Origin of the sequence: Kribbella sp. NBC_00382, assembly GCF_036067295.1 — a bacterium.
In the GTDB taxonomy this organism is placed as follows: domain Bacteria; phylum Actinomycetota; class Actinomycetes; order Propionibacteriales; family Kribbellaceae; genus Kribbella.
The window spans coordinates 8,276,111-8,289,673 of record NZ_CP107954.1; the positions used below are offsets into that span (position 1 = coordinate 8,276,111).

At 67.1% G+C, this 13,563-nt stretch carries 11 protein-coding genes; 6 read left to right on the forward strand and 5 right to left on the reverse strand.

Annotation, left to right across the window (positions count from 1 at the left end; genetic code table 11):
- Positions 1-74: 74 nt before the first annotated feature.
- Both glgB and OHA70_RS38780 read left to right on the forward strand, forming a co-directional pair.
- On the forward strand, positions 75-2,381 hold the full coding sequence (gene glgB, locus OHA70_RS38775; protein WP_328326706.1) for a 1,4-alpha-glucan branching protein GlgB: 2,307 nt from the start codon (positions 75-77) through the stop codon (positions 2,379-2,381).
- Positions 2,382-2,659: 278 nt separating this feature from the next.
- Positions 2,660-3,706, forward strand: a complete 1,047-nt coding sequence (locus OHA70_RS38780) for an NUDIX hydrolase (protein ID WP_328326708.1) — start codon at positions 2,660-2,662, stop codon at positions 3,704-3,706.
- Here the strand turns inward: OHA70_RS38780 and OHA70_RS38785 are convergent.
- From OHA70_RS38785 to OHA70_RS38795, 3 genes are all read right to left on the reverse strand, one after another.
- On the reverse strand, positions 3,675-4,586 hold the full coding sequence (locus OHA70_RS38785; RefSeq protein ID WP_328326710.1) for a phosphotransferase family protein: 912 nt from the start codon (positions 4,584-4,586) through the stop codon (positions 3,675-3,677). The genes OHA70_RS38780 and OHA70_RS38785 overlap by 32 nt on opposite strands.
- 4 nt (positions 4,587-4,590) lie before the next feature.
- Positions 4,591-5,850: an RNA polymerase sigma factor gene (locus OHA70_RS38790; protein WP_328326712.1), complete on the reverse strand. Its 1,260-nt coding sequence runs from the start codon at positions 5,848-5,850 to the stop codon at positions 4,591-4,593.
- A gap of 86 nt (positions 5,851-5,936) precedes the next feature.
- Complete coding sequence (locus OHA70_RS38795; protein ID WP_328326714.1) at positions 5,937-6,308, reverse strand: YciI family protein; 372 nt, start codon at positions 6,306-6,308, stop codon at positions 5,937-5,939.
- Positions 6,309-6,411: 103 nt separating this feature from the next.
- Between OHA70_RS38795 and OHA70_RS38800 the strand changes: the two genes are divergently transcribed.
- Positions 6,412-7,926 (forward strand): flavin-containing monooxygenase, encoded by a 1,515-nt coding sequence (locus tag OHA70_RS38800; protein ID WP_328326716.1) that lies wholly within the window; start codon positions 6,412-6,414, stop codon positions 7,924-7,926.
- Here OHA70_RS38800 and OHA70_RS38805 read toward each other — a convergent pair.
- On the reverse strand, positions 7,890-9,041 hold the full coding sequence (locus tag OHA70_RS38805; protein WP_328326718.1) for a citrate/2-methylcitrate synthase: 1,152 nt from the start codon (positions 9,039-9,041) through the stop codon (positions 7,890-7,892). The genes OHA70_RS38800 and OHA70_RS38805 overlap by 37 nt on opposite strands.
- A 74-nt stretch (positions 9,042-9,115) precedes the next feature.
- Between OHA70_RS38805 and OHA70_RS38810 the strand changes: the two genes are divergently transcribed.
- Positions 9,116-10,303, forward strand: coding sequence for a citrate synthase (locus OHA70_RS38810; RefSeq protein WP_328326720.1), 1,188 nt, complete (start codon positions 9,116-9,118; stop codon positions 10,301-10,303).
- Here OHA70_RS38810 and OHA70_RS38815 read toward each other — a convergent pair.
- Positions 10,281-11,255 carry an SMP-30/gluconolactonase/LRE family protein gene (locus tag OHA70_RS38815; RefSeq protein WP_328326722.1) on the reverse strand — a complete coding sequence of 325 codons (975 nt, stop codon included), beginning with the start codon at positions 11,253-11,255 and terminating at the stop codon, positions 10,281-10,283. The two genes, OHA70_RS38810 and OHA70_RS38815, sit on opposite strands and share 23 nt — an antisense overlap.
- Positions 11,256-11,379: 124 nt before the next feature.
- Between OHA70_RS38815 and OHA70_RS38820 the strand changes: the two genes are divergently transcribed.
- Together OHA70_RS38820 and lysS are read left to right on the forward strand one after the other, a co-directional pair.
- Complete coding sequence (locus tag OHA70_RS38820; protein ID WP_328326723.1) at positions 11,380-11,826, forward strand: MarR family winged helix-turn-helix transcriptional regulator; 447 nt, start codon at positions 11,380-11,382, stop codon at positions 11,824-11,826.
- 98 nt (positions 11,827-11,924) lie between these two features.
- Positions 11,925-13,556: a lysine--tRNA ligase gene (lysS, locus tag OHA70_RS38825; protein ID WP_328326725.1), complete on the forward strand. Its 1,632-nt coding sequence runs from the start codon at positions 11,925-11,927 to the stop codon at positions 13,554-13,556.
- Positions 13,557-13,563 lie beyond the last annotated feature (7 nt).

A 13,563-nucleotide genomic window follows, 5' to 3' on the forward strand; every position in this document is an offset into this window, starting at 1 on the left:
AGCAGTTGTGTACGTGGTGGTGAGAGGGGTACGGGGTGCAGTAGTTCGCGGTTTCATCGGGCAGGATGGGGTTTATGGATTCGAGCAAGAGCGACCAGGTGACGACGCCGATCTCCGAGGCGATGACCGAGCCCGATCCTGAGGTGATCGAGACGGGCGCCCACTCGGAGCCTGTGGCCGACGTCGCGGTGCCGGGGAGCCTTTTGGACAAGGCTGTTCCGGTCGAGCGTGGGGTGCTGGAGCGGCTGGTCGCGGGGACGTACCACGATCCGCACCAGGTGCTCGGGCCGCATCTCGGCGACGGAGTGGTGACGCTGCGCGTGCTGCGGCCGTTCGCTCTGAGTGTGACTGCTGTCTTCGGCAACGCGAGTGTCGAGCTGGAGCACGAGTTCGAGGGTGTCTGGGTCGGCGTGCTCGACGTCGACAAGGTGCCCGACTACCGGCTCGAGGTGACGTACACCGACGGCCCAGCGCTCGAGGTCGATGACCCGTACCGGTACCTGCCGTCGCTCGGCGAGATGGACCTGCACCTGATCGGCGAGGGCCGGCACGAGCAGCTGTGGACCGTGCTCGGCGCCCACGTGCGCCGCTACGACGGCCCGAACGGCATCGTCACCGGTACTTCGTTCGCCGTGTGGGCGCCCAATGCCCAAGGCATCCGGCTGACCGCCGACTTCAACTTCTGGGACGGCCGCGCGCACCCGATGCGCACGATGGGCTCGTCCGGCGTCTGGGAACTGTTCGTCCCCGGCATCGGCCCCGGTACGCGGTACAAGTTCGACATCTGCGGCCGCGACGGCGTATGGCGCCAGAAGGCCGACCCGATGGCGAACCTGGCCGAGGTGCCGCCGGCCAACGCGTCGGTCGTGCACGACTCCACGTACGAGTGGAACGACGCCGCCTGGCTCGACCATCGAGCCGCCTCCCAGGCGTACGCGGAGCCGATGAGTGTGTACGAGGTGCACCTCGGCTCCTGGCGCAAGGGCAAGTCGTACCGGGAGCTCGCCGATGAACTGGTCGGCTACGTCACCGAGATGGGCTTCACCCATGTCGAGCTGATGCCGCCGATGGAGCACCCGTTCGGTGGCTCGTGGGGGTACCAGGTCACCTCGTACTTCGCCCCGACCTCCCGCTTCGGCGACCCGGACGACTTCCGCTTCCTCGTCGATTCGTTGCACCAGGCAAACATCGGCGTGATCGTCGACTGGGTGCCGGCACACTTCCCGAAGGACGCCTGGGCGCTGGCCCGGTTCGACGGCACACCGCTGTACGAGCACCCGGACCCGCGGCGCGGCGAGCAGCCCGACTGGGGCACGCTGGTCTTCGACTTCGGCCGGCCGCAGGTGCGCAACTTCCTGGTCGCGAACGCGGTCTACTGGGCCGAAGAGTTCCACATCGACGGCCTGCGGGTCGACGCCGTCGCCTCGATGCTCTACCTGGACTACTCCCGCCAGGAGGGTCAGTGGGTGCCGAACCAGTACGGCGGCCGCGAGAACCTCGAAGCGGTCTCGTTCCTGCAGGAGATGAACGCAACGCTGTACAAGCGTGTCCCCGGCGTGATCACCGTCGCCGAGGAGTCCACCTCGTGGCCGGGCGTCACCCGCGCCACGCATCTCGGCGGCCTCGGCTTCGGATTCAAGTGGAACATGGGCTGGATGAACGACTCGCTCAGCTATCTCGAGCACGAGCCGATCCACCGCCAGTACCACCACCACGAGCTGACGTTCTCGATGATGTACGCGTACTCCGAGAACTTCGTCCTGCCGATCTCCCACGACGAGGTCGTGCACGGCAAGGGATCCCTGCTGCGCAAGATGCCCGGCGACCGCTGGCAGCAGCTCGCCAACGTGCGTGCCTTCTTGGCGATGCAGTGGGCGCACCCCGGCAAGCAGCTGCTCTTCATGGGGTGCGAGTTCGGCCAGGAGTCGGAGTGGTCTGAGAAGGGCGAGCTCGACTGGTGGCTGCTGGACCATGCGGATCACCGCGGTCTGCAGCAGCTGGTCAAGGACCTGAACGGGAGCTACAAGGACACCAAGGCGCTCTGGGGCAACGACCACGTGCCCGAGCGGTTCTCCTGGATCGACGCCAACGACGCGAGCAACAACGTCTTCTCCTTCGTCCGGTACGGCGACGAAGGCCAGCCGACGCTCGCCTGCGTCGCCAACTTCTCGGCGGTACCGCACCACGGGTACCGGATCGGCCTGCCGTTCGCCGGCCACTGGCAGGAGCTGGTGAACACCGACGCCGAGGTCTACGGCGGCTCGGGCGTCGGCAACTTCGGCGGCTTCGAGGCCGACGGCGAGGGCTGGCACGGGATGGTGGCCAGCGCGGAGATCTCGGTCCCGCCGCTCGGCACGATCTGGCTGCGGCACAACGGCTGAGCCTCTTCGACCTGAAAGAAAGCGGGTGAGGTTGCGTCCGCCCCGACGCGACCTCACCCGCCTTCTTAGGTATAGACGCACAAGAGGGCGAAAAAGTTAGCTCATCACCTGAAAATTTCCTGTGAATCGGCCTGAAGGCCCGCTTGATGTGGAATCCGTGCCCGGTCGATCACCAAGTGTGAAGAAAATGGCTTGCTGGGCAGGCCTTTCGCGGTGCCGGCGTCTCGCCGTGCCGGGTGTTCGGTGGCGGGTCGCGGACAGCAGGTAGCGTTCGCGGGGTGACTGGCTTGCCTGCTCAACCGACGCTGACCGATGGTGAATTGACCCTGCGGCCGTGGCGGGACGAGGACATCGACGTCGCCCATGGGCTGGCGGACGACGAGATGGTCCGCTGGTTCTCCGGGACGCCGTCGCGCTCCGGCCTGGTCGAGGCGGTCGAGAGCTGGCGAGCGCAGTACGCCGATGACCGGGCGGTGGTGAACTTTGTCGTCGAGCTTGCCGGTGAGTCGGGGCCGGTCGGGACGGTGGAGGTTCGGCGGCTTTCGCCTGGTGTCGGTGGGGTGACCTGGACGACGTACAAGCCTTATCGGGGGCGGCAGGTCGCGCAGCGCGCAGTACGGCTGCTGGTTGGCTATGCCTTCGGTGAGCTTGGGCTGGATCGGCTGCAGGTCGAGGTCGATCCCGAGAATCGCGCTTCGGCCCGGATCGCGATCCGCTCCGGTTTCCGGCGCGAGGGATTGCTGCGCGGTGGCGGTCTGGTGCAGGGCGAGCGACGGGATGTCGCCGTCTACGGTCTCCGCCAGGATGATCCGCGGGCGGACACGTTGCCCGGCTGGACCGCGCTGATGGATTCCGTACTGCCGAAGAAGCGGGTGATCGCCCACGTCGTGGTCCGCGACACCGGAGGGCGCGTCCTGCTCTGCCAGGTCAGCTACAAGCGCGATCTCGAACTCCCCGGCGGAGTGGTCGAGCCGGACGAGGATCCGGCGACCGGTGCCCTGCGCGAGATGCAGGAGGAACTCGGCTTCCAGCTCCCGCTGATCGGCGTACTCGCGATCGACTGGCTCCCCCGCTGGCAGGGCTGGGGCGACGCCATCGAGATCCTGTACGACGGCGGCGTCCACGACCCGTCACTCCTGGAATCCCTGACCCCCGACGGCTTCGAGATCCTCGGCGTCGACTGGTACTCCCCCGCTGACCTTGCCGACCTCGTCTCACCCCTCAACAGCCGCCGGCTTCCGCTGGTACTGGCGTCCCCGGACATCCTCCACAACCTGCGCGACGGCCACCCGATCACAGGGCTGCCCGAAGATCCTCCCGCCTGAGGTTCTCGACGCACCAGGTGTAGTGGCCGTCGTCGGCGGTGGGACTGTAGATGGTCGCCGTGCAGATCGCGTAGGCAGCGCGATACAGCTGCATCCGGCTGCGTGAATGCCCCAGCTCCTCGAAACGGTCGAACAGCTGGTCGTCGATGGCCCGAGCTTCGGGTCCATACATGTCGTAGAAGCCGGCCGCAGTCGCGGCATCGAAGGTGTTGTCCCCTGCCGTGGTGAAGAAACCCCAATCGAGCAGAGCCACTTGGCCGTCATCGACCAGGATGTTGGGAGTGCAGATGTCGCCATGGACTATCTGCGTCCGATCTAGCCGTACCGCCGTCAGCCCCGCGAGCACTTGCCCCAACAGCTCCTCGAACCCATCGACGTCAGCCGCAAGATACTGCTTCGAGTCGCCCGCCCGCCGACGCACCAACTCCGCCACAGCCACACCCCAGTCACCACGCGCCGGCTCCGTCCCACCCAACAACGGAAGCGCCCGGGTCGCCGGACCAGCTGTGGTCCTCCCCAGCGCCGCGACCACCTCAACGAAAAGGTCGAGCCCTTGCTGCCGGCTCATCTCACCACTCTCGAGCAACTGCCGGAGCGGCGCACCCGTCAGCCTCTTCTCGATGCTCACCGCCCGGCCGCCGATGTTGTCCACGGCAATGATGTGCGGCGTATCGAACGGCAGGTGTTGCTGCGCGAGCTCGGCGAGAAACGCTTGGAGCGGGAGTACTTCACCGGCTGTCCGGTTGAACCAGACCTTGCCCGCCAGCCCTCCGCCGAGGTCATACACCGCACCTTCCATCCCTTGCCCCAGCAGCTTCGCGGGAGCGGCGGCGTACGCCTCGAAGTGCCGCAGCTCGGCCGGCGTCGGCGAGAAGTCCATACCGTCAGTCAAGCACGCACTCAGCTCGGCGGCCGGTGAGGAAGCGGCGTTCGGTGTCGTTGGCGGTGAGGGCGATGGCTTCGTCGTACGCCTGGACGGCTTCCGTGGGCCGATGGAGGCGAGCCAGGATGTCGGCTCGGGTGGCGGGAAGGTACAGGTAGGACTTCAGCGCCGGATCGTTGCTCAGGGCATCTAGTTCGTCAAGGATCGCGTCCAGGTCGGCGCCGGGAACGAAGCTGTGCGCGGCAGCGCGGTTGAGCGCAACGATGGGCGAGGGCCAGCTGAGCAGCATGGCGTCATACATTCGGACCACCTGATGCCAGTCGGTCTCCTCCCACGAAGGTGCAGTCACATGTAGCCCGGCAACCGCCGCCTGTAACGCAAAACGCCCGACGCCTCGCGGGCTGGCGGTGGCTCGTTGGAGGGAGGCGGTGGCTCGGGAGACGCCTTCGGCTAGGAGGTTGACGTTCCAGCGGCGGCGGTCTTGGTCGGCGAGCAGGACTAGTTCGCCATCTTCGCTGACTCGGGCGTCGCCTCGGGCTTGGGTCATCTGGAGCAGGGCTAGGAGGGATTCTGGTTCTGGTTCGTCGGGCATCAGGCGGACGAGGAGGTGAGCGAGCTCCAGGGCGCGGCCGGTGAGGTCGGTGCGGGTCAGTTCTGGGCCGGTGGCGACGTGGCCGGCTGTGTAGACGAGTTGGACCACCGTCAGTACGACGTCCAGGCGATCGGCGAGTTCGTCGTCGGCTGGGATGCGGTACGGGATACCGGCGGCGGCGATCTTCTTCTTCGCGCGGGTGATCCGGGCAGCGGCGGTCGCCTCGCTGATCAGCAGACCGGCGGCGACCTCGCGCGTGGTGAGGCCGCAGATCAACCGCAAGGTCAGCGCGATCTGCGAATCCCGTGCCAGCGCAGGGTGGCAACAGGTGAACACCAGCCGCAACGGATCAGTCGGCCGCTCGCTGTCCCCCGGCGCCACCGGATCCTCGATCAGCAACGGCAGCTTCCGCCGCAGCGTCGTCTCCCGCCGCAACCGATCCAGCGCCAGTCGCCGCGCGACCGTCGTCAACCATCCCGCCGGATTGTCCGGCACCCCATCCGGCCAGGTCCGCAACGCCTGCACGAACGCGTCCTGCGTACAGTCCTCCGCCAGGTCCAGATCCCGCGTCAACCGCACAGTCGAAGCAAGCACAGTCGACCAGCACGCCCGATGCGCCCGCTCAACCAGCCCAGCAACCTCCCGCGCCGTAGACGCCCCAGCCTCCACCCACTCACCTCCTCCCACAGAGTCCCGTCACCACCTTGCCAGCCGGGTGCGCCGCCGCGGGTTCGGCGGCGGCGGCCCGGTGGTGGTCAGACCGGTGGGGTCGAGTCTTGCGACGTGTCCATGACGGGGCGGACCTCGACGTTGCCTGATGGGCAGATCTTGGCCAGGGCCAGGGCCTGGTCGAGGTCTTTGCACTCGACCAGGTAGAAGCCGCCGAGGGCCTCCTTGGTCTCGATGAACGGGCCGTCGGTGACGATCGGCTCGCCGCCGATCTGCTGCTTCACCGTGCTCGCCGTGGTCGAGCGTTCCAGTGCCGCGCCACCGAAGATGCTCGCGCCCGCCGCCTCGACCGCCTCGGCGAAGGCGTTGTGCAGCTTCATCGTCGCCTGCCAGCCCTCATGCGTGATGTTGTCGTAGAACTCTTCGGTGTCGAACAGCAGGAACATGTACTGCGCCATTTCTGGCTCCCTTGTCTCGGGGTTTCTCTTGGACATCTTGCTGACGAACGACCCCGGAAGGAATCGACAACACCCAGGATGAACTTTTCGCCTACTGTTGACCATGTACTCAACAGGACCCCAGGAGGAACTCATCGTGCACCTGGACGTACTGATCGTCGGCGCGGGCCTGTCCGGAATCGGCGCCGCCTACCGCCTGCAGACCCAGGCTCCCAGCCACTCGTACGCCATCCTCGAAGGCCGCGACGATCTCGGCGGCACCTGGGACCTCTTCCGCTACCCCGGCGTCCGCTCCGACAGCGACATGTTCACGCTCGGCTTCCCCTTCCACCCGTGGAAGGCCGCGAAGGCGATCGCGGACGGCCCGTCGATCCTGGACTACCTGCACGAGACGGCAGCCACGTACGGGATCGACAAACACATCCGCTTCGGCCAGCACGTCCTCAGGGCGTCCTGGTCATCCGAGGACGCGCTGTGGACGGTGGAGACGACCAGGGAGTCGTACACCTGCTCGTTCCTCTATGTCTGCAGCGGCTACTACAACTACGACACCGGGTACGTCGTGGACTTCCCTGGCATCAAGGACTTCCAAGGACAGGTCGTGCACCCGCAGCACTGGCCCGCGGACCTCGACTACACGGGCAAGCGCGTAGTGGTGATCGGTAGCGGTGCAACCGCCGTCACCCTGGTACCAGCCATGGCGCCCACCGCTGCGCACGTGACCATGCTGCAGCGCTCCCCCAGCTACGTCGCCTCACGCCCTGCCGCCGACGCGTTCTCGGACAGGCTCCGTGCGGTCCTGCCGGAGCACCTGGCGCACCACGTCATCCGCGGCAAGAACGTGACTCTCAGCAGTCTCGTGTACGCCGCCTTTCGCCGCTGGCCCGCCCATGCGGCCTGGCTGCTGAACAGCACCGTCGCCAAGCAGCTCCCCGAGTCGATACCGGCCGACCCGCACTTCACCCCGCAGTACAAGCCCTGGGACCAGCGCCTGTGCCTGGTACCGGACGCGGACCTCTTCCAAGCCCTGCGCGACGGTACTGCGTCAGTGGTGACGGACGAGATCGACACCTTCACCGCAGACGGCATCCGGCTGCGCAATGGCGACGAGTTGCCTGCAGACGTCGTGGTGACCGCCACCGGCCTGCAGATGGTGGCCCTGGGCAAGATCGAGCTGACCGTCGACGGCAACCGCGTAGACGTGCACGACACGTTCGTCTACAAGGGCATGATGCTGAGCGGTGTCCCCAACCTGGCCTGGTGCATCGGCTACACCAACAACTCCTGGACACTGCGCTCCGACCTGACCTCGCAGTACGTCTGCCGGCTCCTCAACCACCTGGACGCGACCGGTACCACCATCTGCGTCCCAGAGATCGACCCAGCCGAGTACGACGCTCCGCGGCGCCCTGTGGTCGACCTGACCTCCGGCTACATCCGCCGAGCGGCCAACATCCTTCCCCGCCAGGGCTCCACCGGCCCCTGGCGCCTGCGCCAGAACTACCCCCGAGATCTGGTCACCCTTCGCTACGCCCGCCTCGACGACGGCGTCATGCGCTTCAAGCCACGTGCACCGAAGCGTCAGACGATCAGTGCGGGTGGCGGTGGGCCGACGTAGCGGGCTGCCGGGCGGATGATCTTGGAGTCCTCGGCCTGTTCGAGGATGTTGGCGGTCCAGCCGATGACGCGGCTGGTGGCGAAGGTCGGGGTGAACATGGCTCGCGGTAGGTCGCAGAGGGACATCACCACACCCGCGTAGAACTCGACGTTGGCGTAGAGGTTGCGGCCGGGCTTAAGTTCGGCCAGTACTTCGACAATGCGCTGCTCGACCGTCGTGGCGAAGTCGACCAGGTCGCCGCCGAGGCCGCGAGCGATGTCGCGGAGCATGAGCGACCGCGGATCCTCAGTGCGATAGACGGCATGACCGAACCCCATGATGCGGTCGCCCGCCGACACCTTCGCGCGTACCCAGGCGTCGATGCGGTCCGGCGTACCGATCTCGTCGAGGCTGGCGAGCGCCCGATCCGGGGCGCCGCCGTGCAGTGGGCCGGAGAAGGCGCCGATGGCTCCTGCGACGGCCGACACCACGTCGGCGCCGGTTGAGGCGATCACCCGGGCGGTGAAGGTCGACGCGTTGAAGCCGTGGTCGATGGTGGAGATCAGGTAGTGCTCGATGGCCCGTGCCTTGGCCTCCGTCGGTTCCGAGCCCGTCACCAGGTAGAGCCAGTTGGCCGCGGCGGAGAGGTCGGCCCGTGGCTCGAGCGGCTCCAGTCCTTCGCGCAGGCGATACAGCGCCGCGAGGATCGTCGGGGTGACCGCACAGACGAGCATGGCGTCGGCTTTGCGGCGTACCGGGTCTGCATCCCAGACCGGCGGTAGTTCGCGGGCGGCGGCGAGCAGGGACAGTGCAGTACGGAGCCCTGCGAGTGGATTGAAGGCTGAGCCTGCAGCAGCGATCGCCGGCAGAGCAGCCTGTACTTCGGCCGGCAGCACCCGCAGTGGCGCGATGGTGCTGCTGAAGGTCGCGAGCTCGGCAGCGGTCGGCAACCGGCCCTCGTACATCAGGAACCAGACGTCCTCGACCGTCTTGGCCCGGGACAGTTCGATCGCCGAGTACTGGCGGTAGTGATAGAACCCTTCGTCCCCACGGACATCGCCGAGCCGGGTCTCGGTGACGACGACGTTGCGGAGTCCGGGCGGTACTTCGATCGGTCCTTCGACTGTGATTGACATGATTTCAGCGTTCAAGCGCAATCAACTATTGTCAATATTGATCCAGTCAACATGAGTGGTCCCGGGAGCGTGCGATGACGCAGCAAGGTGACGAGAATTACCTGACCACCGCCGAGGTCGCCCGCCGGCTGAAGGTGAAACCGGAGACGATCTACGCGTACGTGAGTCGCGGTCACCTCACCAGCGTCCGCGCACGCGGGCGGCGCGGCAGCCTGTTCGCCGCCGAGGAGGTGGAGCGGCTGGCGAGCCGGTCGGTCGAACACACCGGCGTCGTCGAAGGGATCGAGACCGAGCTCAGCCTGCTGCAGGATGACGAGCTCTACTACCGGGGCCACTCGGTGCGCGACCTCGTCGAGACCCAGACGGTCGAGTCCGTCGCCAACCTGTTGTGGAACGGGCAGTTGGAGGCGGTTGCCTTCCCCGCAGAGCCGGTCCTCGTGGACCTTGCGAGGGCGAGTGTTGCGGTGGCGCCGGCGACAGCCCGGAAGGTGGATCAGCTGCGGATCGCGGTGGCGACGTTGGGCGCGGCTGATCCGTTGCGGTTCGATCTGGCGAGAGAGTCGGTGGTCGCGGCGGCGCGCGGGCTGATCGGCGTACTGATCGAGGCACTGCCCGGGCCGGCCGGCGAGGGCAGCATCGGCGGCCGGTTGTGGCCGAAGCTCTCCACACAGCCGGCGAGACCCGAGCTGCTCGACGCCGCCCTGATTCTGCTGGCCGATCACGGGCTAGCCGTCTCGACGATCGCCGCTCGAGTCGCTGCCAGCGCGCGGGCCAACCTGTACTCCGTGGTGTCGGCCGGACTCGGCGCACTGGACGGGCAGTACCACGGAGCCGCCACCACCCTCGCCTATCAGTTCCTCGACCGGGCCTTGCAGGATCCGGTCCAGGTCTTGTCGGACCGGCTCCGATCGGGCGAATCGCTACCGGGCTTCGGGCACCGGATCTACCGCCAGCGCGACCCCCGCGCCGAGATCCTGTTCGGACTGATGGCCGGCGAGCCGATCCTCGAACAGCTGACGACGGTCACCAGCCGAGTCCCCACCTTCCCGAACAGCGACCTGGCGATCGCCACGATGATGCACGCCTACGGATTCCACCCGGACGCGGGCGAGGCGCTGTTCGCCATCGCCCGCATCGTCGGCTGGACAGCTCACGCACTGGAGGAGTACGCCGCGCCCGGACTGCGCTTCCGGGCATTGGGCGTCTACACCGGGCGCGAGCGCGAGGCAGGCCTACCGCTCAGTGGACCCGATGGAGGCTGAACTCGTTCGACTGGCCGCCGGCCAGTAGGACGTCGATCCGGCCACTCAGGACGTACGCGCCATGTGGTGTCAGCGTCATCGTGGTCGGACCGGCGAACGGCCAGGCCTTGCTGGTGACGACCTGCGCACTCCGATAGTTGTCCGTACTGCGAAGCACAGTGACAGCCTCGTTGCCAGCGGCACCGAGTTTGTTCGTCACCGCGATCAGCCGACGATCAGCCGTGAAGGCCAGCCCATCGCCACCCACCAACGCCTGCGGGATCCCCACCTCGGTGATCCGGCCCCGCAACGAGATCCGGTAGAGCGTCCCCGAGCTGTACTTCACCGCGAGCAGATAACCCGCCGGATCCCAGACGATGCCGTTCATCCCGATCGATGCGCTCTGCAGACGCGGATCACGGACAAGCACGGACGCGTGCCCGGCCGGCGTGATCCGGTAGATCGCATCCGCAGCCGGATCCGTCACATACGCGTTGCCGGCGCCGTCGATCGCCAAGTCGTTGGCGCCGTGCTTGCCACCGGCCGGGTTCAACGCAGCAGTGTTGAGATCGACCCGACGCTGCAGCCGCCCGGTCCGCAGGTTGTAGATGGCAACACCGGACTGAACAGACGCAGTCGCCGGAGAAGACCGCTCACCGCTGCCGATATCGCCATAGGCGACCAGGAACCGGTTGCGAGCGGCATCGACATGCAGCCCTAAGCTCGAAACCCCCGGCGCCTCCTCGACAAGCACCCGCGCCCGCCCCGCGCGGTCCACCACATCGATTCGCCCGGTAGCCACCGAGCCGACCAGGAACGCCTGACGCGTCGGATCCCACGTCACCCCTTCGGGATACCGATCCGCTGTCACCCCAGCAACCGCGTCCGGCCAATCAACCCCAGCCGAAGCTGAAGCCGGTACTACGAACGCACTCGCCAGCACGGTAACCACCGTCGCGATGCGTCGAAACATTGTGCCTCCCTCGATTGGATACGTGCACAGACACTAATCAGACCTCTGATGCTTGTCAATGGGCGTATAGAGAGCCAATACATCAGGCAGCGTGACCAAGGGGGCCGGTCCTTACCATGGGGTCATGCGGATGTCATTCGAGGAGCGGCTCGGCAGTCACCTCAAGCGGGTCGAGCAGGAGCTGCAGACCGCCAAGACGGCTGCCGTCCGGCCGGCCGGGCTGACGGTTCCGCAGTACGCCGCGTTGTTCGTGCTGGACGAGCAGCCCGGGATCTCGGCCGCCGAGCTGGCCCGCCGCTGCCTGGTCACGCCGCAGACGATGACGACCATCCTGCGCAACCTGGAGTCGGCCGCGCTGATCGAGCGAACCCCGCATCCGCTGCACCGCCACGTCATCGAGACCCGTACTACGCCTGCCGGACGCAAGGCCCTCGACCAGGCCGACGAGCGAGCCGCGTCGGTCGAACGCCGCCTCGCCGCCGAGTTCACCACGACCGAACGAGACACCCTCGTGGCCCTGCTCGCCCGCGTCTCGAAGTCGCTGACCACGGACCCGATCCTGGACAGCTAGCCCGGCCGGACCGGATATCCCAGCGCGACGCCCAGTGGCCAGAAGCTACCCTTGGGCAAGGTTTCGCGTTATCGAGTGAGAGTGAAGAGCAACAGCAAATGGCAGCTTCGCAGCGACAGGACTGGGTACGACAGGCGGCCGAGGCGGCGATCGCCCATCAGGTCAAACCCGGCATCATCACCTGTGCGTCCGGCATCAGCCCCTCGGGCCCGGTGCACCTCGGCAATCTGCGCGAGATCCTGGTGCCGCACTTCGTGGCCGAAGAGATCCGCCGGATGGGCGAGCCGGTGCGGCACATCCTGTCCTGGGACGACTTCGACCGGCTGCGCAAGGTACCGGCCGGTCTGCCGCCGGAGTTCGCCGAGTACATCGGCCAGCCGCTGTCCAAGGTGCCCGACCCCGAGGGCGAGTTCCCCAGCTGGGCCGAGCGGTTCAAGGCGCCGCTGCGGCAGTCCCTGGCCGATCTGGGCGTCGACGTCGTCGAGATCAGCCAGACCGAGATGTACGAGTCCGGTGCCTACCGCGACGAGATCCTCACCGCGGTACGGAACCGGGAGACGATCGAGAAGATCCTCGGCCGGTACCGCACCAAGGCGACCGACGAGGACGCCCCGGCCAGCACGAATCCGTTCGAGCGGTTCCCGTACAAGCTGTACTGCCGCCAGTGCGGGCACGACTCGACCCTGATCACCTCGTACGACGACGAGACCACGGTCGCGGAGTACTCCTGCTCTCACTGCGACTACCGCGGCTCGGCCCGGTTGGACACCGATCACGGCGCCGGGAAGCTGGTCTGGAAGGTCGACTGGCCGATGCGCTGGGCCTACGAAGGCGTCGACTTCGAGGCCGGCGGCGTGGATCACGCATCGCCGGGGTCCTCGTTCACCGTCGGCACCCAGTTGGTCCAGGAAGTCTTCGGCGGCAAGGCCCCGTCCTTCCTCGGCTACTCCTTCGTCGGCGTTCAGGGCATGGCGAAGATGTCCGGCTCCGCGGGACGCGTGCCGACGCCGGCCGACGCCCTGGCGGTGCTCGAAGCCCCGATCGTCCGCTGGCTCTACGCCCGGCGTAAGCCGAACCAGTCCTTCACCATCGACCTCGGCCAAGAGGTCGTCCGGCTGTACGACGAGTGGGACGGCCTGGCCCGCAAGACCGCGGAACAGCGCAACGAGGTCCAGCAGGCGGCGTACGAGCGTGCATCAGAGACTTCTCTGGGCAAGCTGCCGACCCCGGAGGTCGTCGTACCGTTCAAGATCCTCTCGTCGGTGGCGGACGTGACCGCGGGTTCGACCGACCAGATCGCCAGGATCGTCGGCGAGGTCGGCTATCCGCACGAATCGGTCGCCCAACTGCAGCCGCGGCTGGAGCTCGCCTCGACCTGGATCCAGCGGTACGTCGAGGAGGAGGACCGCACCAAGGTCCGCACCACTCCAGACCTCGAGCGGTTGAACGCGGTCACTCCCGCGGAGCGCGAGTGGCTCGATCTCTTGCTCGAGAAGCTCGATCCCAGCCTGGACCTGGATGGCCTGACCCTGCTCATCTACGGGGTCCCCAAGCTTTCCCGTGGCCTTGAGCTGGACGCCCCGCCGACCCCGGAGATCGCGGCGGATCAGAAGGAGTTCTTCCGCCTTCTCTACACACTCCTGGTCGGCAAGGAGCGCGGCCCCAGGCTGCCGACGCTGTTCCTCGCCCTCGGCCTCGACCGAGTCAGGTCGCTTCTCACGGCGAGCTGATCGGCCG